This window comes from Prevotella sp. P5-126 (assembly GCF_002251185.1).
GTDB lineage: Bacteria > Bacteroidota > Bacteroidia > Bacteroidales > Bacteroidaceae > Prevotella.
This window is the reverse complement of sequence record NZ_NPIZ01000054.1, coordinates 1-21,857: the sequence shown is the minus strand read 5'-3', so window position 1 is coordinate 21,857 and position 21,857 is coordinate 1. Positions and strand designations below refer to the sequence as shown.

At 47.5% G+C, this 21,857-nt stretch carries 18 protein-coding genes and 1 pseudogene; 13 read left to right on the top strand and 6 right to left on the bottom strand.

Annotation, left to right across the window (positions count from 1 at the left end):
* Positions 1-20: 20 nt before the first annotated feature.
* On the bottom strand, positions 21-623 hold the full coding sequence (gene ruvA / locus CIK90_RS06320) for a Holliday junction branch migration protein RuvA (RefSeq protein WP_094464617.1): 603 nt from the start codon (positions 621-623) through the stop codon (positions 21-23).
* Positions 624-822: 199 nt separating this feature from the next.
* On the opposite strand from ruvA, the gene CIK90_RS06315 reads away from it, so the two are divergent.
* The 7 genes from CIK90_RS06315 (at position 823) to asnS (ending at position 8,737) form a co-directional block, all read left to right on the top strand.
* Complete coding sequence (locus CIK90_RS06315; RefSeq protein ID WP_094391386.1) at positions 823-1,722, top strand: diaminopimelate dehydrogenase; 900 nt, start codon at positions 823-825, stop codon at positions 1,720-1,722.
* Between the two features lie 85 nt (positions 1,723-1,807).
* Positions 1,808-2,239 (top strand): Fur family transcriptional regulator, encoded by a 432-nt coding sequence (locus tag CIK90_RS06310; protein WP_094391387.1) that lies wholly within the window; start codon positions 1,808-1,810, stop codon positions 2,237-2,239.
* A 133-nt stretch (positions 2,240-2,372) separates the two neighbouring features.
* On the top strand, positions 2,373-2,699 hold the full coding sequence (locus tag CIK90_RS06305) for an ATP-binding protein (RefSeq protein ID WP_256387352.1): 327 nt from the start codon (positions 2,373-2,375) through the stop codon (positions 2,697-2,699).
* Between the two features lie 27 nt (positions 2,700-2,726).
* Complete coding sequence (locus tag CIK90_RS06300) at positions 2,727-4,151, top strand: glycoside hydrolase family 28 protein (RefSeq protein WP_094464615.1); 1,425 nt, start codon at positions 2,727-2,729, stop codon at positions 4,149-4,151.
* A 259-nt stretch (positions 4,152-4,410) separates the two neighbouring features.
* Positions 4,411-5,757 (top strand): adenylosuccinate lyase, encoded by a 1,347-nt coding sequence (gene purB / locus CIK90_RS06295; protein WP_094391390.1) that lies wholly within the window; start codon positions 4,411-4,413, stop codon positions 5,755-5,757.
* A gap of 58 nt (positions 5,758-5,815) precedes the next feature.
* Entirely contained in the window at positions 5,816-7,300 is a 1,485-nt protein-coding gene (locus CIK90_RS06290) for a pseudouridine synthase (protein WP_094464614.1), read from the top strand.
* Positions 7,301-7,333: 33 nt separating this feature from the next.
* Positions 7,334-8,737, top strand: a complete 1,404-nt coding sequence (gene asnS, locus CIK90_RS06285) for an asparagine--tRNA ligase (protein ID WP_094440247.1) — start codon at positions 7,334-7,336, stop codon at positions 8,735-8,737.
* A 693-nt stretch (positions 8,738-9,430) separates the two neighbouring features.
* Here asnS and CIK90_RS06275 read toward each other — a convergent pair.
* On the bottom strand, positions 9,431-10,396 hold the full coding sequence (locus CIK90_RS06275; RefSeq protein ID WP_094464645.1) for an aldo/keto reductase: 966 nt from the start codon (positions 10,394-10,396) through the stop codon (positions 9,431-9,433).
* 113 nt (positions 10,397-10,509) lie between these two features.
* Between CIK90_RS06275 and CIK90_RS06270 the strand changes: the two genes are divergently transcribed.
* Positions 10,510-11,331, top strand: coding sequence for a hypothetical protein (locus CIK90_RS06270; protein WP_094391393.1), 822 nt, complete (start codon positions 10,510-10,512; stop codon positions 11,329-11,331).
* A 102-nt stretch (positions 11,332-11,433) separates the two neighbouring features.
* Here CIK90_RS06270 and CIK90_RS06265 read toward each other — a convergent pair whose 3' ends face one another.
* The 3 genes from CIK90_RS06265 to CIK90_RS06255 are packed head-to-tail and all read right to left on the bottom strand — an operon-like array spanning position 11,434 to position 15,192.
* Positions 11,434-12,291 (bottom strand): S1 RNA-binding domain-containing protein, encoded by an 858-nt coding sequence (locus CIK90_RS06265; RefSeq protein ID WP_094464612.1) that lies wholly within the window; start codon positions 12,289-12,291, stop codon positions 11,434-11,436.
* Entirely contained in the window at positions 12,272-13,051 is a 780-nt protein-coding gene (locus tag CIK90_RS06260) for an ABC transporter ATP-binding protein (protein ID WP_094440250.1), read from the bottom strand. Before CIK90_RS06260 ends, CIK90_RS06265 begins: the two co-directional genes overlap by 20 nt.
* A complete protein-coding gene (locus CIK90_RS06255) occupies positions 13,048-15,192 on the bottom strand; it encodes a cation:proton antiporter (RefSeq protein WP_094464611.1) in 2,145 nt (714 codons plus the stop codon). The genes CIK90_RS06260 and CIK90_RS06255 overlap by 4 nt, the downstream gene beginning before the upstream one ends.
* Before the next feature lie 377 nt (positions 15,193-15,569).
* On the opposite strand from CIK90_RS06255, the gene CIK90_RS06250 reads away from it, so the two are divergent.
* The 4 genes from CIK90_RS06250 (at position 15,570) to CIK90_RS06235 (ending at position 19,430) form a co-directional block, all read left to right on the top strand.
* Positions 15,570-16,583 (top strand): aspartate-semialdehyde dehydrogenase, encoded by a 1,014-nt coding sequence (locus tag CIK90_RS06250; RefSeq protein WP_094464610.1) that lies wholly within the window; start codon positions 15,570-15,572, stop codon positions 16,581-16,583.
* Between the two features lie 137 nt (positions 16,584-16,720).
* Positions 16,721-17,413, top strand: a complete 693-nt coding sequence (locus CIK90_RS06245; RefSeq protein ID WP_094464609.1) for a DUF6057 family protein — start codon at positions 16,721-16,723, stop codon at positions 17,411-17,413.
* Positions 17,358-17,945, top strand: coding sequence for a DUF6057 family protein (locus CIK90_RS06240; protein ID WP_144007232.1), 588 nt, complete (start codon positions 17,358-17,360; stop codon positions 17,943-17,945). The genes CIK90_RS06245 and CIK90_RS06240 overlap by 56 nt, the downstream gene beginning before the upstream one ends.
* Positions 17,946-17,963: 18 nt before the next feature.
* A complete protein-coding gene (locus CIK90_RS06235; RefSeq protein ID WP_094434308.1) occupies positions 17,964-19,430 on the top strand; it encodes a PD40 domain-containing protein in 1,467 nt (488 codons plus the stop codon).
* Between the two features lie 14 nt (positions 19,431-19,444).
* Here the strand turns inward: CIK90_RS06235 and CIK90_RS06230 are convergent, their stop codons facing one another.
* A complete protein-coding gene (locus tag CIK90_RS06230; RefSeq protein ID WP_094464644.1) occupies positions 19,445-20,038 on the bottom strand; it encodes a uracil-DNA glycosylase family protein in 594 nt (197 codons plus the stop codon).
* A 158-nt stretch (positions 20,039-20,196) separates the two neighbouring features.
* Here CIK90_RS06230 and CIK90_RS06225 point away from each other — a divergent pair.
* Positions 20,197-21,323, top strand: a pseudogene (locus CIK90_RS06225) (tryptophanase); the annotation flags it as partial.
* Between the last annotated feature and the right edge of the window lie 534 nt (positions 21,324-21,857).

Genomic DNA, 21,857 nt, shown 5'->3' with positions numbered 1-21,857 from the left:
CCAATCGCTTCTTGTTTTGTTTATTTGATTTGTTTTAATGCCAGTTTCACAACCTGCTCCACTGGCGCATCGGGCTGATCCTTCAATATCTGCACCACGACTTTCTGTGTAGGAGCAGGCGAGAATCCCAACATAGTAAGGGCTGCCACTGCTTCGTCTTTGACAGCAGTATCAACAGCGACAGCTACCGATCCGCCAGCAGGCAGTTCGTCGGCAATGCCCAAGGCTACTATCTTATCTTTCAGATCAACAATGATACGTTGGGCAGTTTTCAGTCCGATACCCTTGATGCTCTTGATAAGTTGCTCATCACCGGTGGAGATCGCAGCACACAATTCTGCCACACTCATCGATGACAGCACCATTCGGGCTGTATTTGCCCCCACACCGCTAACAGTAATAAGCAGTTGAAACATCTCGCGCTCCTTCTTACCTGAAAATCCATAGAGCACATAAGCATCTTCGCGGATAGCCTCATAGACATAGAGTTTCACGGTGTTCTTTCCCTGTATCGCACTATACGTGGTGAGCGATATGCTCATGGCATAGCCCACACCGGCAGCCTCAACAGTGGCTGAGGCAGGACTGAGCTCTGCCAGTTCGCCTTTAATATAATCTATCATAACTTATAATTTTGTATTAATACAATAGTTATAACGCTTGTTGGTGACGATTTATTGTGTGAGACGCCCACAAATCTTCAAATTGTCAGAATTGAAGGTCAGAGAAGAAAATATTCCACCAAACTGTAACGATTCTCATGCAAAAAGTGTAATTTTGCACACAGACAGACAATAAGACAACTCAAAACAAGATACAAACATGAAGAAAATTCGCGCTGCCGTAGTTGGTTACGGCAACATCGGCAAATACGCCGTAGAAGCTCTTGAAGCCGCTGAAGACTTCGAGATTGCAGGAATCGTCCGCAGAAACGGAGCAGACAACAAACCCGCAGAACTGGCTGCATACCCTGTGGTCAAGGATATCAAGGAACTGAAAGATGTAGATGTAGCCATTCTTGCCACTCCTACTCGATCATGTGAAGAACATGCCATGCAGATTCTGCCTCTGGGCATCAACACCGTCGATTCGTTTGATATACATACCAATATCCGTGGTTATCGCGAAAGACTGATGGAGGTTAACAAGAAAACCGGTACCGTCAGTGTGATTGCTGCGGGATGGGATCCAGGATCAGACTCTATCGTACGTACGCTCATGCAGAGCCTCGCACCAAAAGGTCTGACCTATACCAATTTCGGACCAGGAATGTCTATGGGACACTCTGTATGCGTTCGTTCGAAAGCGGGTGTAAAGAATGCACTCTCTATGACTATTCCTTTGGGCGAGGGCATACATCGCCGCATGGTATATGTAGAATTGGAAGACGGTGCCAAGCTTGATGAGGTGACAGCTGCCATTAAAGCCGATCCATACTTTGCCAACGATGAGACACACGTCTTTGCCGTTGAATCAGTGGATGCTGTTCGCGATATGGGTCATGGCGTACATCTTGTGCGCAAAGGTGTAAGTGGAAAGACTCAGAACCAGCGTTTTGAATTCGACATGAGCATCAACAACCCTGCGCTCACTGCTCAGGTATTGGTCAATGTGGCTCGTGCCTCCATGCGTCAGCAACCCGGTTGCTACACCATGGTTGAACTGCCGGTCATTGACATGCTGCCCGGTGAACGCGCAGACCTTATCGAACATTTAGTATAACTCTATAAACGGAAGCCTGAGTCACAGCTATTTTCATAGCAGCTGACAGCTTAGGCTTCCGTTATTCTTTATTCATCACAACTGTATGCACCACCTTGAAATCTCCGACGAACAGTCACTCGACAATGCCGGCATCCGTGTCACAGCCGTACGCTTGATGGTATGGCGCACCATACGCCATGGTTTCAGTGATGCTTTTAGTCTGGCAGATGTTGAAAAGGCACTGCCTACAGTTGATCGCTCCACCCTGTTTCGCACACTCACCCTCTTTGCCAGTGTGCATCTGCTCCATGATATTGACGATGGAACGGGCATGCAGAAATACTGTGTCTGCCATTTTGACGATACCCGACAGTGTGACGGCCATGTTCATCTGACCTGTCGCAAATGCAACCGCACCTATTGTCTGACAAGCATACGCATACCCCATGTTCCACTACCCGATGGCTTTGTAATGGAAGAGGCGGAATATATCGTAAAAGGCATCTGTGCCGAATGTGCTAAAGCGGGGAAATAACATTTTTTACTATGCGGTGATCTGCCATTCACCAATTAGGAGCCGACATACCACACACCTATTCTGTATTTGAAGATAGAAGAGACCAACGTAAACGAACTATGCGAAAAGGCAATAGCAGGACACCGACACTATAGAGACTGACCGTCACCGCACTTTACAGGCCATCAATGAAATGCTTGCCAACGCTATTAAGAATACCACGAAGGGAAGTATCCTTTTGGATTGTCGCAAGATAAAAAATGACCAAGGAACAGACAGTATCGCTTTCTGCGTCACCGATACAGGATGTGGTATTGCCCACAAACATCATAAAACGTTGTTTGAAAGATTCGTCAAACTCGATTCCAACAAACAAGGTGCCGGATTGGGACTCTACATCTGCCATACCATTGCTACCAAACTGGGCGGATCAATCACAAACAGCTACAACGTTAGAAGAACAACAATAAGAAAATAAGCACTACTATAAACAAATAAAAAAAGTATGAAAAAAACTATCACATCTATGCTGACTTTGTTGGCACTCTGCATGCCAGTACTATTGTCAGCGCAAGACTATCAGAAGTATTACAACCAGACTCCAGTCACGTTAAACCAACCACAACAGGTCAACATCCCCAGCCGAAGCATCACGCTGACAGAGGCAGGCGGAATAGGCGACGGTGTTACCCTCTGCACCAAAGCCATCCAGGATGCCATCGACAAGTTGGCACAACAAGGCGGTGGACACCTCATAGTACCAACAGGCGTTTGGCTGACTGGTCCTATCGAACTGAAAGACCACATCGATCTGCATTTGGAAAAGAATGCCATCATCTATTTCTCACCTGACAAAAGCATCTATCGCGATGCAGACACCAAAGCCCGGAGAGTATATCCCTGCATCCGTGCTGAGAAACGTACTGACATTGCCATTACCGGAGAAGGTATCATTGACGGCAACGGTGCCCAATGGCGTCCCGTAAAGCGATCAAAAGTAAGCGATACAGAATGGAGCCAGTTTAAGAGTATGGGCGGACAGGAGATGAAAGATGGCACACTCTGGTATCCTTGGCAGATGCGCAACAGCTATCCTGACATTGCCAAATCGCCCGTAGCACAGGAGCAGATGCGCAACGACCTTGTGAGATTTGAAAAATGCAAAAGAGTTTTGTTCCAAGGCGTTACCTTCCAAAACTCGCCCCGATTCCACGTACATCCATGCTATTCTTCAGACATCATCATCGACGGCATCACCGTGCGTTGCCCTTGGAATGCACAGAATGGCGACGGCATCGACCTCTCCGACTGTCAACGTGTGCTGGTTGTCAATTCCACAGTCAATGTGGGTGACGACGGTATCTGCCTGAAGAGCGGACGTCCCAAAGCTTCTGCTGTATCAGGATGTGAAGACATTCTGGTAGAGAACAACACAGTATATCACGCACATGGAGCTTTTGTACTGGGTAGTGAGACAGCAGCCGGTGTGCGTCGTGTAGTGGCACGCAACTGCCGTTTTGCCGGAACAGATACCGGTTTGCGCTTCAAGAGCGGTGTAGGCCGTGGCGGTGAGACCAGCCAACTCTACATCAGCAATATCGTCATGACAGACATCAAAGACGAAGCCGTTGTTTTCCAGTGCGACTATGTCAATCGGCCAGCAGGAGCATCCGATGCCAAAGCATTGGCTCCAAAGGGTGATGAAGCACAATTTGTGCCCCATTTCCAAGATATCCATATCGACAATATCATCTGCCGTGGTGCAGAGACAGCCATCAAAGCCCATGGTATAGAAGGCATGCAATGCGTACGCGATATCAATATCAGCAACTCCACCTTCGTCTATAGCAAAAAGGGAGAAGACATTGATACAGCCAGTGCATCCGTAAAACTGACCAATGTGCGCCTGCTTAGCGATAAGAAACAATAACATGGCATAAAACTCCAATGATTGATAGTAGATAAAAAACCTATCAGTTATCATACAAAACCAAAGGTTAATGGGCAGAAATTCAGTTCTGCCCATTATTATTTCATTCAAAATTGCTAAAATATCACAAAAACCAGCCACAGACCGCAAATATCACACGAAGCCATGCATCAGTTAGCACATTTTTTCGTAACTTTGCAGCCTAATAGAGACAATATATTGTAATATAGCTATATAAACAACTAAGCGTAACACACTAATGAAATTAGACACATTGACCGCCATCTCGCCTATTGACGGACGTTACAGAAACAAAACAGAACAGTTGGCAGGATTTTTCTCAGAGTATGCACTCATCAAATACAGAGTGCGCGTAGAGATTGAATATTTCATCACACTCTGCGAGCTACCCTTGCCACAATTGGAGGATTTTGACCATAACCTATTCGAAACACTCCGCAACATCTACCGCAATTTCTCAGAAGAGAATGCCGGACGCGTAAAGGAAATCGAGAAGACAACCAACCACGACGTGAAAGCTGTGGAGTATTTCATCAAGGAAGAGCTCGACAAGATTGGCAATTTCGACAAGTATAAGGAGTTTATTCATTTCGGACTGACTTCACAGGACATCAACAACACCAGCGTTCCCCTCTCTATCAAGGAAGCACTCGAACAGGTGTATTATCCTATGGTAGAAGAGCTCATCGAACAGCTCAACGACTATGCCGAACAATGGAAAAACGTTCCTATGCTCGCCAAGACACACGGACAGCCCGCTTCTCCCACACGTTTGGGTAAAGAGGTTATGGTATATGTCTATCGCCTTGAAGAACAGTTGCGTGGATTGAAAGACACTCCCATTACCGCCAAATTCGGTGGTGCAACCGGTAATTACAACGCCCACCATGTGGCTTACCCACAATACGACTGGCGCGAATTCGGTAACAAGTTTGTGGCTGAGAAACTCGGATTAGAGCGTGAACAGTGGACCACTCAGATTTCTAACTACGACTGGATGGGCGCTATCTTTGATGCCATGCGCCGCATCAACACCATCATCATCGATCTCGATCGCGACTTCTGGATGTATATCTCTATGGAATACTTCAAGCAGAAGATCAAGGCTGGAGAGGTTGGTTCGAGCGCTATGCCTCATAAAGTGAACCCCATCGACTATGAAAATTCAGAAGGCAACCTCGGCATTGCCAATGCCATTCTGCAATTCTTAGCCCAGAAATTGCCCGTCAGCCGCCTGCAGCGCGACCTGACCGACTCTACTGTATTGCGCAACGTCGGCGTGCCTATGGGACATGCTGTCATTGCCATACAAAGCACACTGAAAGGCTTGCGTAAACTCATTCTCAACGAAGAGAAGATAGAGGCAGACCTCGACAACACATGGGCTGTGGTAGCAGAAGCCATCCAAACTATCCTGCGCCGCGAAGCATACCCCCACCCCTACGAGGCTCTGAAGGCATTGACTCGTACTAACCAGAAGATGACCCCAGAACTGATTCACGAATTCATTGCAGGTCTGGATGTCAGCGATGAGGTAAAAGAGGAACTTATGGCTATTACGCCAATGAATTATACAGGCATTTAAAGTATTAACCCCCAAAGAGGAACCGTGAGGTTCCCGAAAAAGAAAGGAAACAACAATTATGGATTTCGAAAACGAGAAGAAGACAGAAGAACAATCTGCAAACCAGCAGGGCGCCAGCAACCGAGAGGGTTACTCCAACCAACAGAACACTTATCGACAGGGGCGTTCACCACGTCCCCGTATTCATCAACAGACACGCACCTATAACCAGGGCGGCTACAACCGCAGTCAGAACGATGATGAAGGCGGTTTCCGTCCAGAAGGATTCGGTGCCGGACTTCAGAACAATAACGCCCAGCGTTCCTATCGTCCCCGCTACAACAATCAGCAGGATGGTGAACAGGGCGGATACCAGCCACGTCAGCAAGGTGGATACCAGCAGCGTGGAGGATATAACAACAACCGCGGTGGTTACCAGCAGCGTGGCGGATATCAGCAGCGCGGCGGTTACAACAACAACCGTGGATATAATCGCGGATACAACAACAATCAGCAGGACGGTGAACAGGGCGGCTACCAATCACGCCAGCAAGGCGACTTCCAGCAGGGAGGTTATCAGCAGCAAGGCGGATATCAGCAGCGCGGCGGTTACCAACAGCGCGGCGGTTACAACAACCGCGGTGGATACCAGCAGCAGGGTGGATATCAGCAGCGTGGCGGTTACAACAACCGCGGCGGATACCAGCAGCAGGGTGGTTACCAGCAGCGTGGCGGATATAACAACAAACGCGGATATAATCGTCAGCGCACTGCAGACTATGATCCCAATGCAAAGTACAGCTTCAAGAAGCGTATAGAATATAAAGAGGAGAACTACGATCCCAACGAGCCCATCCGTTTGAACAAATTCCTTGCCAACGCCGGTGTTTGCAGCCGTCGTGAAGCTGATGATTTCATCCAGGCAGGTGTAGTGACCGTCAACGGAGAAGTGATAACCGAATTGGGCACCAAGGTATTGCGCACCGACGAAGTGAAGTTCCACGACACTCCTGTCACTCCAGAGAAGAAAGTCTATGTGCTGCTCAACAAGCCCAAAGACTACGTGACCACCAGCGACGATCCTCAACAGCGTAAGACTGTGATGGATCTCGTCAAGGATGCTTGTCCTGAGCGCATCTATCCTGTAGGTCGTCTCGACCGCAACACCACCGGTGTGCTTCTGCTCACCAACGATGGTGACTTGGCATCGAAACTGACCCATCCTAAGTTCCTCAAGAAAAAGATTTATCACGTTTATCTCGATAGGAACGTGACTGCCCATGATATGCAGCAGATTGCCGAAGGTATCACCCTCGACGACGGTGACATCAAAGCCGACGACATCCAGTATGCAGACCCTGTTGACAAGAAGCAGGTGGGCATCGAGATCCACTCTGGTAAAAACCGCATTGTACGCCGTATCTTCGAGAGCCTCGGCTATAAAGTAACCAAGCTCGACCGTGTACAGTTTGCCGGACTTACCAAGAAGAACCTGCGTCGTGGTGACTGGCGCTACCTGACAGAGGAAGAGGTAGATCGTCTGCGCATGGGTGCTTACGAATAAACCAACAACGACTCACTGAAAATATAACAAGTGATGAAAAGAACTAAGATAGTAGATGTACTGAAGAGTACAGACTTTGGAAAAGATGTTTGTGTAAAGGGATGGGTGCGTACCCACCGTAGTTCGAAGGCCGTTGAATTCATTGCCCTCAACGACGGAAGCACCATCAACAACGTACAAATCGTTGTTAACCCTTCACAGTTTGATGAAGAAATGCTCAAGCAGATTACCACTGGTGCATGTATCTGTGCCACTGGTATTTTGGTAGAGAGTCAGGGTGCTGGTCAGAGCAGTGAGATTCAGGCCAAGACCTTGGAAATCTATGGTCTCTGCGATAACACTTATCCCATGCAGAAGAAAGGCCAGTCGTTTGAGGTGATGCGCAAGAATGCACACCTCCGTCTGCGTACCAATACTTTCGGTGCTGTGATGCGCATACGCCACAACATGGCTATTGCCATCCACCAATACTTCCATGAGCATGGCTTCTTCTATTTCCACACACCACTGATTACTGCCAGCGACTGCGAAGGTGCCGGACAGATGTTCCAGGTGACCACCAAGAATCTCTACGACCTGAAAAAGGACGAGAACGGTAGCATCATCTATGACGATGACTTCTTTGGCAAGCAAACTTCACTGACCGTCAGCGGACAGTTGGAGGGTGAGCTCGGTGCCACCGCACTGGGTGCCATCTATACTTTCGGCCCAACCTTCCGTGCTGAGAATTCCAATACTCCACGCCACTTGGCTGAGTTTTGGATGATTGAGCCAGAAGTCGCCTTCATCGACCTCAACGATCTGATGGACCTTGAGGAAGACTTCATCAAGTATTGCGTGCGTTGGGCATTGGAAAACTGTAAGGATGACCTTGCTTTCCTCAACAAGATGATCGACAAGACGCTGATTGAGCGCTTGGAGGGCATATTGAAAGATAGCTTCGTGCGTCTGCCCTACACCAAGGGTATTGAGATTCTGGAAGAGGCTGTGAAGAACGGTAAGAAGTTTGAATTCCCCGTATCATGGGGTATGGACCTCGCTTCCGAGCATGAGCGTTTCCTTGTGGAGGAACACTTCAAGAAGCCAGTCATCATGACCGACTACCCACGCGACATCAAGGCTTTCTATATGAAGCAGAACAACGACAGCGAAGAACGCCGTACCGTTCAGGGCACCGATGTGCTGTTCCCACAGATTGGCGAAATCATTGGTGGTTCTGTTCGTGAGGAGAGTTACGACAAACTGATGGCTGAAATCGAGCGTCGCCAGATTCCTATGAAGGATATGTGGTGGTATCTCGACACCCGTCGCTATGGCAGTTGTCCTCACGGCGGTTTCGGTCTCGGTTTCGAACGCCTCATCCTGTTTGTCACCGGCATGCAGAATATCCGCGACGTGATTCCTTTCCCACGTACTCCAAAGACAGCTGATTTCTAAATCACACATAGCATACTGGAAAGACGGCATCCTTCACGGGTTGCCGTCTTTTTCGTTGATAGACAAAAGAAGAATGTTTCGATGCTATCGAATGCACCATATATATAATGTACGTACGCGCACGCACACGCGACGTTATGATTTTGTTAACATCAAACACCCAACTGCATAATATCCTATAGAACATCGACTTACGTGGGTGTTCGATGATGACAGGATAGTTTTCAAACAGTGGCAACACCTTTATCAAACGTTGAAAACACTTTTATCAAACGTTGAAAACACTTTTATCAAACGTTGAAAACACTTTTATCAAACGTTGGATAATACCTTTATCAAACGTTGGATAATACTTTTATCAAACGTTGGATAATACCTTTATCAAACGTTGGATAATACTTTGATCTATTATGCACTCTTATACAATATTACACAACATCGCTATACAACGTTTCCTAATGTATTCGCTGACTCACACTTGGTAGTTTGGGTTGTCGATAGTAAAAACGTTGGTCGGTGGTCGAGTGGTGGTCGAAACGAAGGCAATCGACCACCACTTAAAGTATTGTGTAATAACACCTTACACTATAGTGGTGGTCGAGTGGTCGAAATTTTCTGAAAACTAAAATTTAGGTGTGCACAGTCATGCTGTGCAATATTGTCACAGTTTGCAGGTAACCTGTAATAGGAGGATCAACCTGCTGCATGCACACATTTCATATTGGTAGCCAACTGCTTAACACTACTTGCACCAACCAATACACTTGTCACGCCATGCTGTTGGAGAATCCATGCCAATGCCATTTCTGCCAATGTTTCTCCACGATCAGCAGCCTCTTGATTGAGTTGTTGCAACTGTGCCAGGAGTTCTGGCGTTAATGCCGAATGTTTCAAGAAACGCTCTTGAGCCATGCGACTATCGGCAGGCACTCCGTTGAGATAACGGTCGGTAAGCAATCCTTGCGCCAACGGTGAGAACGATATGAAACCGATACCCTCTGCTGTACAATAGTCGAGCGTGCCATTCTCCTGCGGTGTGCGGTCCAACATGTTGAGTTTGTCTTGGAATATCAACAATGGTGTGTCGTGTGCTTTCAGATAGTCCACCGCTTTCTTCAATGCATCCAGTGGCCAACGGCTGATACCCAAATAGAGTGCTTTGCCTTGGCGCACAATATCCACCATGGCTTGTAGTGTTTCCTCTATCGGGGTGTTGGGATCGAAGCGATGGCTATAAAACAAATCGACATAGTCTATGTGCATGCGCTTGAGGCTCTGGTCGATACTCGCCATAAGATACTTACGCGAGCCCCACTCTCCATAAGGTCCAGGCCACATATCGTAACCAGCTTTGGTCGATATGAACAGTTCATCGCGGTAGCGCTTGAAGTCATCGTCCATGAGTCTGCCCATAGTTTCTTCTGCCGAACCGTATGGCGGTCCATAGTTGTTGGCAAGATCGAAATGGGTGATACCATGGTCGAAAGCGTAGTGAGTGATGGCACGACTGCGCTCATAAGAGTCGTTGCCTCCGAAATTATGCCAGAATCCTAAACTGACTTTTGGAAGCATCACTCCACTGCGTCCACAGCGCTGATAGAGTGCCTCTGCATCGGCGTAACGGCTATTGTCTGCCGTATAGATTTCTTTCAGTTCCATAATGTTTGATGTATTTGTGTCGATAAAGTTACACATATTTTCCGAAGATATGTTGTATATCACAAACTTTTTTACTATTTTTGCAAAGTAAAGACATTATTAACCTATAAAAAATGAAAAAGACTCTTCTATTAGTTGCCATGGCTCTGTTGGGCCTTACCCATGTTTCGGCACAGGATGTCGATGATCTTGGAATTTTCAACCACCTTAGCATTGGTGCGGGAGTGGGTACCACCGGTATCACTATCGACCTTGCTGCGCCCGTCACCCCCTATGTAGCCGTACGCGCTGGTGTTGATATCTTCCCTAACATTAAGGTGAAGACCGATTTGGATATTGATGTAAATGTAGATCAGCAGTACGAACATTATATCAGCGGCTTTACTATCCCTAAAGATGTGAAGGTAGAGGGCAAGACCGACATGATAGGTGGCAATGCCCACGTCCTGTTTGATTTCTTCCCCTTCAAACAGAGCAGTTTCCACTTGACTGCCGGTGCTTATTTCGGTAAAGACAAGGTGGTCAGCCTCTACAACAAAGAAGATGGTGCGCTGAAAGTCATCAATCAGGCCAACCAGATATTGATCAACGAGGGAATAGCAAACCCTAATACCCACGAAAACATGATTGGTTTGGATTTGGGCGATTTCTTCCTGACTCCCGATCAGAATGGTAATGTAGATGCCACGCTGAAGGTGAGCAAGTTTCGCCCCTATGTGGGTTTAGGCTTTGGACGTCCCGTACCGATGAAGCATCGCTTCACTTGCAATTTCGACCTCGGTGTACAGTTTTGGGGCACACCTGAAGTTTATCTGCGCGACAACAAACTGGAGAAGACCACAACCAATAGCGATGCTGGCGAGGTATTGAAGGTTATCAGTAAGATTTCTGTTTATCCTTCGCTCAACGTCCGCTTCGTAGGTCGCATTCTCTAATGAGGCATATCTATTAATAAGGTGTAGGCAGCACATGGGTGCTGCCTACCTTTGTTTCTATTGATGATGTTGCGTTATTGCCGTTGGATATGTGTGATGACGTCAAACCAGCGTGATACCATCATCGGCAACAGTAATCAGCCGGCGGCGATACAAGTCGCCGATGGCTTTCTTATACACCTTCTTGCTCACTTTGAATCGATCTTGGATGAGTTCCGAAGGACTCTTATCGCCCAAATCACAATGTCCGCCATTCTCCTGTAGATAATGGAGAAGCACGTCGGAGAACTCTTCGGTCTGGCGTCGTCCAGTAGGTTGCAACGTCAGATCAATCTTATTGTCTTGGCGCACATGGTCGATATACGCTTTAAGGCGATCGCCCGAATGAAGGGGTTGGAAAATCTGTCCCTCGTAGATAAGACCCTGATACTTGTTATCTACAATGACCTTGAAACCGAGATCTGTCTTTTGCCACACCAGCACTTCCACCTCGTCACCATGTTTATAGATATGATAGGGAGTCTGTTTGATTTCATCATTGGTCGGGAAAAGATACTTGTCAACCTTGGCTGTAGCCATCAGTCGGTAGCTCTCTTCATCGATGGTGATATAGACCAGATAATATTGTCCTTTCTGCATGCGCATCTTCTGCTCGCGGAATGGGCAAAACAAATCTTTCATCAATCCCCAGTTGAGGAAAGCACCATATTCGTTGACCCATGCCACTTCAAGCCATGCGAAATCGCCTACCTTGGCTATCGGTTTTTGGGTTGTAGCTACTGGGCGTTCGTCCTGATCGAGATAGATAAACACTTCGAGTTGGTCTCCTATCTTGGCATCTTTAGGCACATAGCGTGCAGGGAGAAGTATCTCACCTTCATCACCTCCATCAAGATACAGGCCGAAATCAACGGCCTTGACAATCGTCAGCGTATTATAGTCACCGAGTTTTATCTTCATTTATTTCTTCGTTTTGTGGTTGTTCTATTGTTTGTTCTGCTGCGCTGTGTTGATCTGCTACAGCGTCTTCACCTTCCACTGGTTGCTCCGACGGTTCAACAGTTTCGGGCTGTTCCAACTCTCCGTCACGCAGATGTATGGTACGGTCGGTAAGCGTGGCAAGTTGTTCGTCGTGGGTAACAATGACAAAGGTCTGTCCGTACTTGTCGCGCAAATCGAAAAACAGCTGATGCAGTTCTGCCTTGTTTTTCGAATCAAGCGATCCACTGGGTTCATCTGCCAGTATGACCGTAGGATTGTTGATCAATGCACGTGCCACCGCCACACGTTGTTTCTCACCGCCACTAAGTTCGTTAGGCTTGTGGTTGGCTCTGTCTGCCAGTCCCATAAACTGTAGAAGTTCAGAAGCTCGCTGTTTGGCTTCGCTACTTGATGTGCCTGCGATATAGGCTGGTATCATAATATTTTCCAGCGCTGTAAATTCGGGCAGCAGTTGATGAAACTGAAACACGAAACCGATATGACGGTTGCGGAAGTCTGCCAGTTTTTTGTTAGACAAACTCGTCACGTCGATTCCATCTATATGTACCGAACCAGTATTGGGCCGGTCGAGCGTTCCTATAATCTGCAACAAGGTTGTCTTGCCGGCTCCGCTTGGTCCTACAATACTGACCACCTCACCTTTTCCTATGGTGAGGTCTATGCCTTTGAGCACTTGCAGTTTGCCAAAACTCTTGGTGATGTTGTTGATAGCTATCATTTCTTCAGAAATTTCTTTGTTCGTTGTTTGTTGATCCAGCGCAGGACAGCGTCATAGATACTGCTTTCCTCATGGTGCTGGGCCTCAGTAAAGGTCATATTCTCCTCCTTGATGTCACCATACTGATCGGGGAAGATTATCATTAGATTCTTGCCCGAAAAATGTTGCATAAGCTCATTGGGCAGGCGTTCAAGTGCAGATTTATAAGAGATGGTTCCTTTACGGGCAGTAACCACTACAAACATGTGGTCGCTGCGTATGGTCTCTGCCAATCGGGGCAGTTCGTTCCAATGTGCCATGTAGGTATATTCGCTGCGCACACTGGGATGCCAGTTGGTGATGTATTCTCTGATGAGTGCCAACGACTCTTGACGTCCATGAAACTCTATACGGCAATCAAGATTTCCTGCCATTCGGCACAAGCGTTCAAGCCAGCGATGGAATCCGGGTTCAAATTCTGCTCGCGACGGGACGACCACTTCTATGCGACGCAGCGTATTGAGGGGTTCTATGAATCGTGTGAGCACAATCTGCCGGCTCAGTCCATTATACAAGCTCTGTATGAAATCGCCCCAGAATTTGGGATTGTTATCGGTATGAACGTGCATACCCATGATAATTTCTGAGGCTGCAAACTCACGGAAGGCATGTTTGATGCCATTGGCAATATTGGTGGCAAGGCGCACTTGGGTCTGCATCTTCACATCATAACCGCTGGCACGTTGTTCCAGTTTCTCTAACAATTGCAATCCGTGTTCCCTATTGATGGCTGCTTTTTGGTCATCATACACTACATTGAGCGCCACCAATTCACGATTCAACTTCTGGTTGCGCATCATCACCGCAAGTTCGAGAAGTTGCGGTGCAATCTCTGGATACTTCACACAAAGGAAGATGCGCTCATCATCGCGCTGCTGATTGGTCACAGGCAGATGTGACTTATCGCACAACACGATTTGTCGGGCTGCCTGTTCGGTGGTCATCGTACTGATCAGACAAGTGACGAGTATCATGATAACTACGCCGTTGAGTATCTCGTTGTTGACCAAATACACACCAGGACTTATCTCCAAACGCATGCCAACCAATACCATGGCGATGGCACCAGCCGCATGGGCGCTGGTCAGACCAAACATCATACGGCCTGCAACCTGTGGCAAGCGGAACAGCAGACTCGACAGATAGGCTGCCACTGCCTTACCGAAGGTTCCGAAGAATGCTATCATCGTCACGATAAACAGCATGTGTGGTCCTTCAAACAGACTGCTCACATCGATAAGCATACCCACTCCAATCAGGAAATAGGGAATAAACAATGCATTACCGATAAACTCTATGCGGTTCATCAGAGGCGATACGTGGGGAATATATCGGTTAAGTATCAGTCCTGAGAAAAATGCGCCAACAATACCTTCCACTCCTACGGCTTCTGAAGCCGCAGCACTTAGAAACAATATAGCCAATACAAAGATGAACTGCATGACGGCATCACTATAGCGACGCAGGAAGAAGCGGGTCAGTTTTGGAATAAGCCATACGCTGACACCACAATAGCACACAAACTTAGTAAGAAACAACAGCCAGAACCCTACCCCCACATCTTCTCCATAGGAAGCTGCCAAGGCTGCCAACATAAGGAGTGCCAGAAAGAGTGAGATCATCGATGAACCGACAGACAGCATGACACTCGACTCACGTTGCAGTCCGTAGCGTCCGATTATAGGATAGGCTATTAGTGTGTTCGATGCCATGATACATCCCAGCAGGAAAGAGGCTTGCGAGGAGTACCCTAAAATATGCTCTGCCATAATCCACGTAAGTGATAGAGGGACGAAACAGGTCAGCAGTCCGAATATCAAGAATCGGTTGCTATTGCGTTTCACACTCTCCATGTCCATCTCAAGGCCTGCGAGAAACATAATATAGAGCAATCCGACCTTGCCAAACAGTTCAAACGAATCGTCGCGTTGTAGGATATTGAATCCGTATTTACCCACAATCATTCCCGCCAACACCATACCGATGATGTGTGGAATGCGCAGTTTGCTCATAATGATAGGGGCAAACAGAATGATGAGCAGCACCACGCAGAATATCAGCGTGGGATCAGTAATGGGGAAATATGATAACAGCATCTGCATATTTGTCTTTACAAGGGTTCAAAGGTACGAATAAGCGAGCGAAAAACCAAATATATTTGAGCTTTTCCGAGCGGGAGTACCTAAAATCCATAGGATTAAAGGTACGAATAAGCGAGCGAAAAACCAAATATATTTGAGCTTTTCCGAGCGGGAGTACCTAAAATCCGCAGGATTAAAGGTACGAATAAGCGAGCGAAAAACCGTTTCCAATTCAAATAGATTCAAGCTTTTACATGACAAAAAGTACAAGAATGTAACCACAAACAGGATTTTAACCAACAAAAACAAAAGAAAAAAACACTTTTTCTTTGCATTCTGCTCACATAATCGTAACTTTGCACCCGGATATTCAACATAACCAAAGAAAAAGATAAATTATGAAAGTAGCAATCGTTGGCGCCAGTGGCGCCGTAGGACAGGAATTTCTTCGAATACTCGACCAGCGCAACTTCCCTATGGACGAGTTGGTGTTGTTCGGCTCAAAGCGCAGTGCAGGTACCACTTACACATTTCGTGGAAAAGAACTGACCGTCAAATTGCTTCAGCATAACGACGATTTCAAAGACATCGACATCGCCTTTACATCGGCAGGCGGCGGCACCTCTGAGGAGTTTGCCGAAACCATCACCAAGTATGGTGCCGTGATGATCGACAACTCGAGTGCATTCCGTATGTGCGACGATGTACCCTTGGTAGTTCCCGAAGTGAATGCCGAGGATGCCCTCAACCGTCCACGTGGCATTATTGCCAACCCCAACTGCACCACTATCATGATGGTTGTTGTGCTCAAGCCCATCGACGATCTGAGCCATATCAAGAAGATTCACATCGCTTCCTACCAGAGTGCATCGGGTGCTGGAGCTGCTGCTATGGCAGAACTGCAACAGCAGTACAAAGACCTCATCGAGACAGGAAAGACCGATCACATCAGTAAGTTCCCCCACCAGTTGGCATACAACGTCATTCCACAGATTGACAAGATGACACCCAACGACTATACCAAGGAGGAAATGAAGATGTTCAACGAAACTCGTAAAATCATGCACTCGGATGTACGCACAAGTGCCACCTGTGTACGTGTATCATCTCTTCGTTCTCACTCTGAGAGCGTATGGTTTGAAACCGAGAGTCCGCTTACCGTCGAACAGATTCGCACAGCACTTGAAGCTGCTCCCGGCGTAACCGTTAAGGACGATGCCCAAAACTACGTATATCCCATGCCTTTGGAGAGTGCAGGCAAAGACGATATCTATGTAGGACGCATCCGCAAGGATCTTGCCGATGATAATGGCAACACCTTGTGGCTCACCGGCGACCAGATTCGCAAAGGTGCCGCCCTCAATGCAGTACAGATTGCCGAATACCTTATCAAGGTGGGCAACATAAAATAACCCGAAGGCATCCCGAAACCATCCCGACCACTCCGTCACTCAATAATGATGTGACATTGTGGTCGGTTTTTCATTGATGGCGGGTCATTTTATAGATTTTCATCTCGTATCGATTATACGCTAAATAAAGAACGAAGATGCACATAAAAGAAAAGCACTTGCAACTTCTTCCAACTCTGCAGAATGCTTTATTGGCAGTGGCAGTGTTCTGTTATTGGATGTGGATAGCTCCTCATCTCTTATTTTTCCGCGAAAGCATGCAGCTTTTTCTTTGGACAGAAGACTATCTGAGCGAACGCCTTGCCGTGCCGGGTGGATTTGCACAGTATCTTGGTGAGTGCATCGTGCAGTTGTTTCTCAATCCTGCCATCGGCGCTGGTTGCTACGCCTTGATGGCTGTCATGACCAAGATCATTTCTGCCCGTCTTCTGAGTTCGGTTATAACCGACAAAGTACGCTGGTCTTGGCTTACGCTCCTGCCTCCGCTTGTCTTGTGGTATATTACTACGGTGCCCACCATACCGATGACAGTTCCCGTAGCATTGTTGCTGACCATAACCCTAATGGCAATACTACCCGACAACCCTCGCAGTAGTATGTGGCTGACTATTGTCCTCGTCCCTGCGGGCTACTGGCTGTTAGGACCAGCCATCGTTCTATTACCTCTCTACCATCTACGCTTCCTGCATAGAGCACAGCGATTTCACATCGTTACGGTAGTGCTTGGCACTTTGCTGTTGTTGGCAGGTTCCGTAGTGGCGCAGCAGTCGCGTCGTGGCTTATCCGCTCCGCATGCTCGTCCAAGGCATCGACTACCATTGGGCTCCTGAGTTGATGGGCGATGAGGAGGAAATGATTTACGACATGCTGTCCAGACGTCACCGCTGGGCAACGATAGCCAACCGCTATAATACCCACCCATCCGACAATCCTGCCATTCTGGCTGTGGCGAAATATGCCCTTTATCATGAAGGGATGATTGAACGGCAAGAACTTCTTCAGGGCCTTGCTCCCTCTTTCCGATCCCAGAACTCCATCCCGGCCATGCAAATGATTAGCGAGGTATATCTTCGTGTGGGATTCATCACCATGTCACAACGCAATGCCTTTGAAGCCATGGAGGGCATTCCCAACTGCAACAAGAGTGCCCGTTCACTGTATCGACTGGTAGAGACTAACCTGATTACTGGGCAATATGAAGTGGCGCTAAAATACATCACTATACTTGAACATACACTCATGTATCGTTCCTGGGCAAATAAGATGCGCCGTCTGGTGGAACATCCACAACGCATCCGGAATCATGTGTTCTATCATGAACTGCAACTGGTCTATAATGCCACTCCAGATGCATTTTTCTAACTTCCAAGCATACCGCAAATGAACAAATATCTTCTATCAGCCTTCCTATTGCTCGTCTTAGCGTGCTCCTCCACACCTCACGATGTGCAGGAGAGCAATCGTCTGCCTAAGATCTATCCCGACTATATTGACGTCACCATCCCTGTCGGTATCGCTCCCCTCAACTTTGCCATAGCCGATCCGCAGGTAACCACAGTTGACGTAGTGGTAAGAGGTGCCCATGGTGGCAAACTGCATGCCAATGGCAAGGATGCCGACTTCAACATCAAAGAATGGCATCAGTTGCTCACACAGAATAAGGGTGCAGACCTCTACGTGGAAGTATGTGCCGAACGTGACGGTAGGTGGACCCGTTATCGTGATTTCCGTATCCACGTCAGCAACCAGCCGCTCGATGAATGGGGACTAACCTACCGCCTCATCCCACCTAGCTATGCCATGTACAGCAAGATGGGAATCTACCAGCGCGACCTTTCCAATTTTGAAGAGACGCCTCTTATCGTCAACACAGCCATCCCCAACCAATGCGTCAACTGTCATACACCCAACCAAACCAATCCAGACCAATATGTCTTTCATGTACGTGGAGAACATGGAGCTACAGTCATTAGGAGAAATGGGAAGATTGAACTTTTGAAGGCAAAAAACGAACTGTTGGGTGGTTCGATGGTCTATCCCTATTGGCATCCGAAAGGGCGTTTCTGTGCCTTCTCCACCAACAAGACCTTACAGATGTTTCATGCTGCAGCTAAAAGCAAGCGCATCGAGGTCTATGATTCCGAATCGGACATCTTTGTCTATGACACTCAGAGACATTCTATCCTTCGCGACACACTGCTAATGAGAAAGGAATGGGCAGAGAACACGCCTGTGTTTTCTCCTGATGGCAAATGGTTATATTTTATCACAGCGCGTCGACAAAACTATCCTGCCGACTACAATAAAGAACGTTACAGCCTCTGTCGCGTGGCTTTCGACAGTATGTCGGGACGTTTCGGAACGCAAGTAGATACACTCATCAACGCTAGGACAATGGGCAAAAGTGTCACATGGCCTCGTCCTTCCTATGACGGCCGCTATCTCCTATATACTCAGATTGACTATGGCTACTTCTCCGTATGGCATCCCGAAAGCGACCTCTGGATACTTAATCTGAAGACCATGCAGACCTATCCGCTCACAGCAGCTAACAGCAAGCGCACCGAGAGTCTTCATGCCTGGACAAAGAACAGCAAATGGTTTCTCTTCACCTCACGGCGCGACGACGGACTCTATACGCGTATCTACCTATCCTCCATCGACCGCCAAGGAAGAGCCACCAAACCTTTCATGCTTCCCCAACGTCATCCAAAAGAATATTATCGACTGTTGCTTTATTCCTATAACACGCCCGATTTCACCCTCCGTCCTGTAGATTCCGATGCTTTCAAGCTACAACACGATATCGAGAGTGAACACCGGATTTCAACACAAATCAATCAGTAGATTACCACATCGTATTATAGCAGAGGCTTCGACAGATAGCGTTGAAACATCATTCTATAGGCTGCTGCCTTCTTCTCAAAAGCCAAAGGATAGGCACGCGAAGAAGATGGCAGCCTATATAGTTCCACCTGCAGAGGGAGCATGATATGGCTATTGACCTTCGGCACATGGGCTATACCCATACGCTGGCATATGGTCTCAGCAGCTTTCTCGCCCGTCACCACAATAGCTTTCAGCATCGGCATCTGTGCCACAAGTGCCGCAACGTCAGTCTGCTCCACCACTTCAAGATACTTATCGCTGGCATTATCCTTCAACCGTCTCACGGCTGTTGCCGTATCAAAGAAACCGATGCCATACTTCTCGCAATGGCTGACAATATCATCCAATCGGAATGTCTTGCGCTTTTGATCCACAAAATGCTGTTTGTCACCATAGAACACCTCCCCCTCTATGCGCCAATGGTCGTTGATGAAGTTGGGATAATAGAAGTCCATACACCACCTTTTACGTTGGGGAGGAAAGCTGCCCAAGAATAATATTTCTCCCTGTTTCGGCAGAAAAGGTTTCAACGGATGCCACTCCACATTGTCATCCGTACTATCCATCCGCGCCAGATGTGCGCTATCAAGCCAAGAGTCTTCCTTTGCCATTCGTCTTTATTTTTATGCAAAGGTAGTACAAACCGAGCGAAATACAAAAGGAAACCGAGTTTTCCTTTTATTTCCAAGTTGTGGTCTATCTTGAACAAGTTAAGTAATAGTCACTTGTTAAACTTACTGGTTTTGAGTATGTAATCCCCACCCATCAAGGCAGGGCTGCAGAAAACGTACTTTTCTCATACCTTGTGCATGAGGGGGATGTGATACCTGGCAACTCTCACTTCGACACCACCAAGGACATATTGAAGGCCGTAGAGCAACGGCGCTCGACTGTACCGTGGACGATGCGAAGGACACGCAACTCGAAGTTCCCTTCAAGGGCAATGTCGATCCTAAGAAACTTGAGGCAGCACTTGAGCAATACGGCGATAAAGTTCCATTTATCATTGTGACCATCACCAACAATACCGCAGGCGGTCAACCCGTATCCATGGAAAACCTAAGAGCAGTTCGTGCCATTGCCGACAAATACGGCAAACCGGTGCTATTCGACTCTGCTCGTTTTGCCGAAAACGCATACTTTATCAAAACGCGCGAAGAGGATTATCAGGACAAGACCATCAAGAAAATTACAAAAGAAATGTTTGCACTTGCTGATGGAATGACCATGAGTGCCAAGAAGGATGGTATCGTCAATATGGGTGGATTCATCGCCACAAGACGCCAAGACTGGTATGAAGGAGCCAAAGGCTTCTGTGTACAGTTTGAAGGTTATCTGACCTATGGTGGCATGAATGGTCGCGATATGAATGCTCTGGCAGTTGGTCTTGACGAGAACACAGAGTTTGACAATCTGCAAACTCGTATTCATCAGGTAGAATATCTGGCATCTTTGCTCGATGAGTATGGCATTCCTTATCAGCGTCCTGCCGGTGGACACGCTATTTTCGTTGATGCACCAAAGGTGCTCACCCACGTGCCGAAGGAAGAATTTCCGGCTCAGACACTCACGGTAGAACTCTATCTTGAAGCAGGTATTCGTGGGTGCGAGATTGGTTATCTGTTGGCAGACCGTGATCCTGTGACACGCGAAAATCGCTTCAACGGTCTTGACCTTCTGCGTCTTGCCATACCGCGCCGTGTATATACCGACAACCACATGGCTGTCATCGCAGCAGCTCTGAAGAATGTGTATGACCGCCGCCAGCAGATTACCCACGGTGTGCGTATTAAATGGGAAGCACCTCTGATGCGCCATTTCACCGTGCAGCTTGAGAGAATCACAGACTGACCACTTAGCGTTCTCCTTGAGGCACAACTTAACCGAGGCGAACTACGTTGACTTTCCACCACGTTCGGAAAGTTCAATCCTGCTCATTTGGCTTAACGAAAACAGAAGGCTGCCATTTCCCCATCAGGTTTGGCAGTTTCTCGTTGCGCCTTCGATAGTTTCTCGTCATTTTCTCGATCTTCTTTCGTCCTTCTCTCGTTCTTCTCTCGTTCGAAATTCGTCCGATCCTCGTTCGGTCCTCGTTCGGTCTTCGATAGACTAACGAATAAGCAACGAGAGACGAACGAGAGACGAACGAGGACCTAACGAGAACCCAACGAGAACCGAACGAAAAACTATCGAGAACTGGTCGGGTGTAAATCGAAGAACCATGGTCCTTCTGTTGTAACCAGTTTGAGGTGTTTAGAGTTGCATTTGTAAATATAATTGAGAATTTTTAATTGATAAGACTTGTGGTTTATTGCAAAGGCCTCATCCTTGTTTTGGAAATCAACCTTGGGTTCGCGTGCAAAGATACAATATCACACCCCCCGT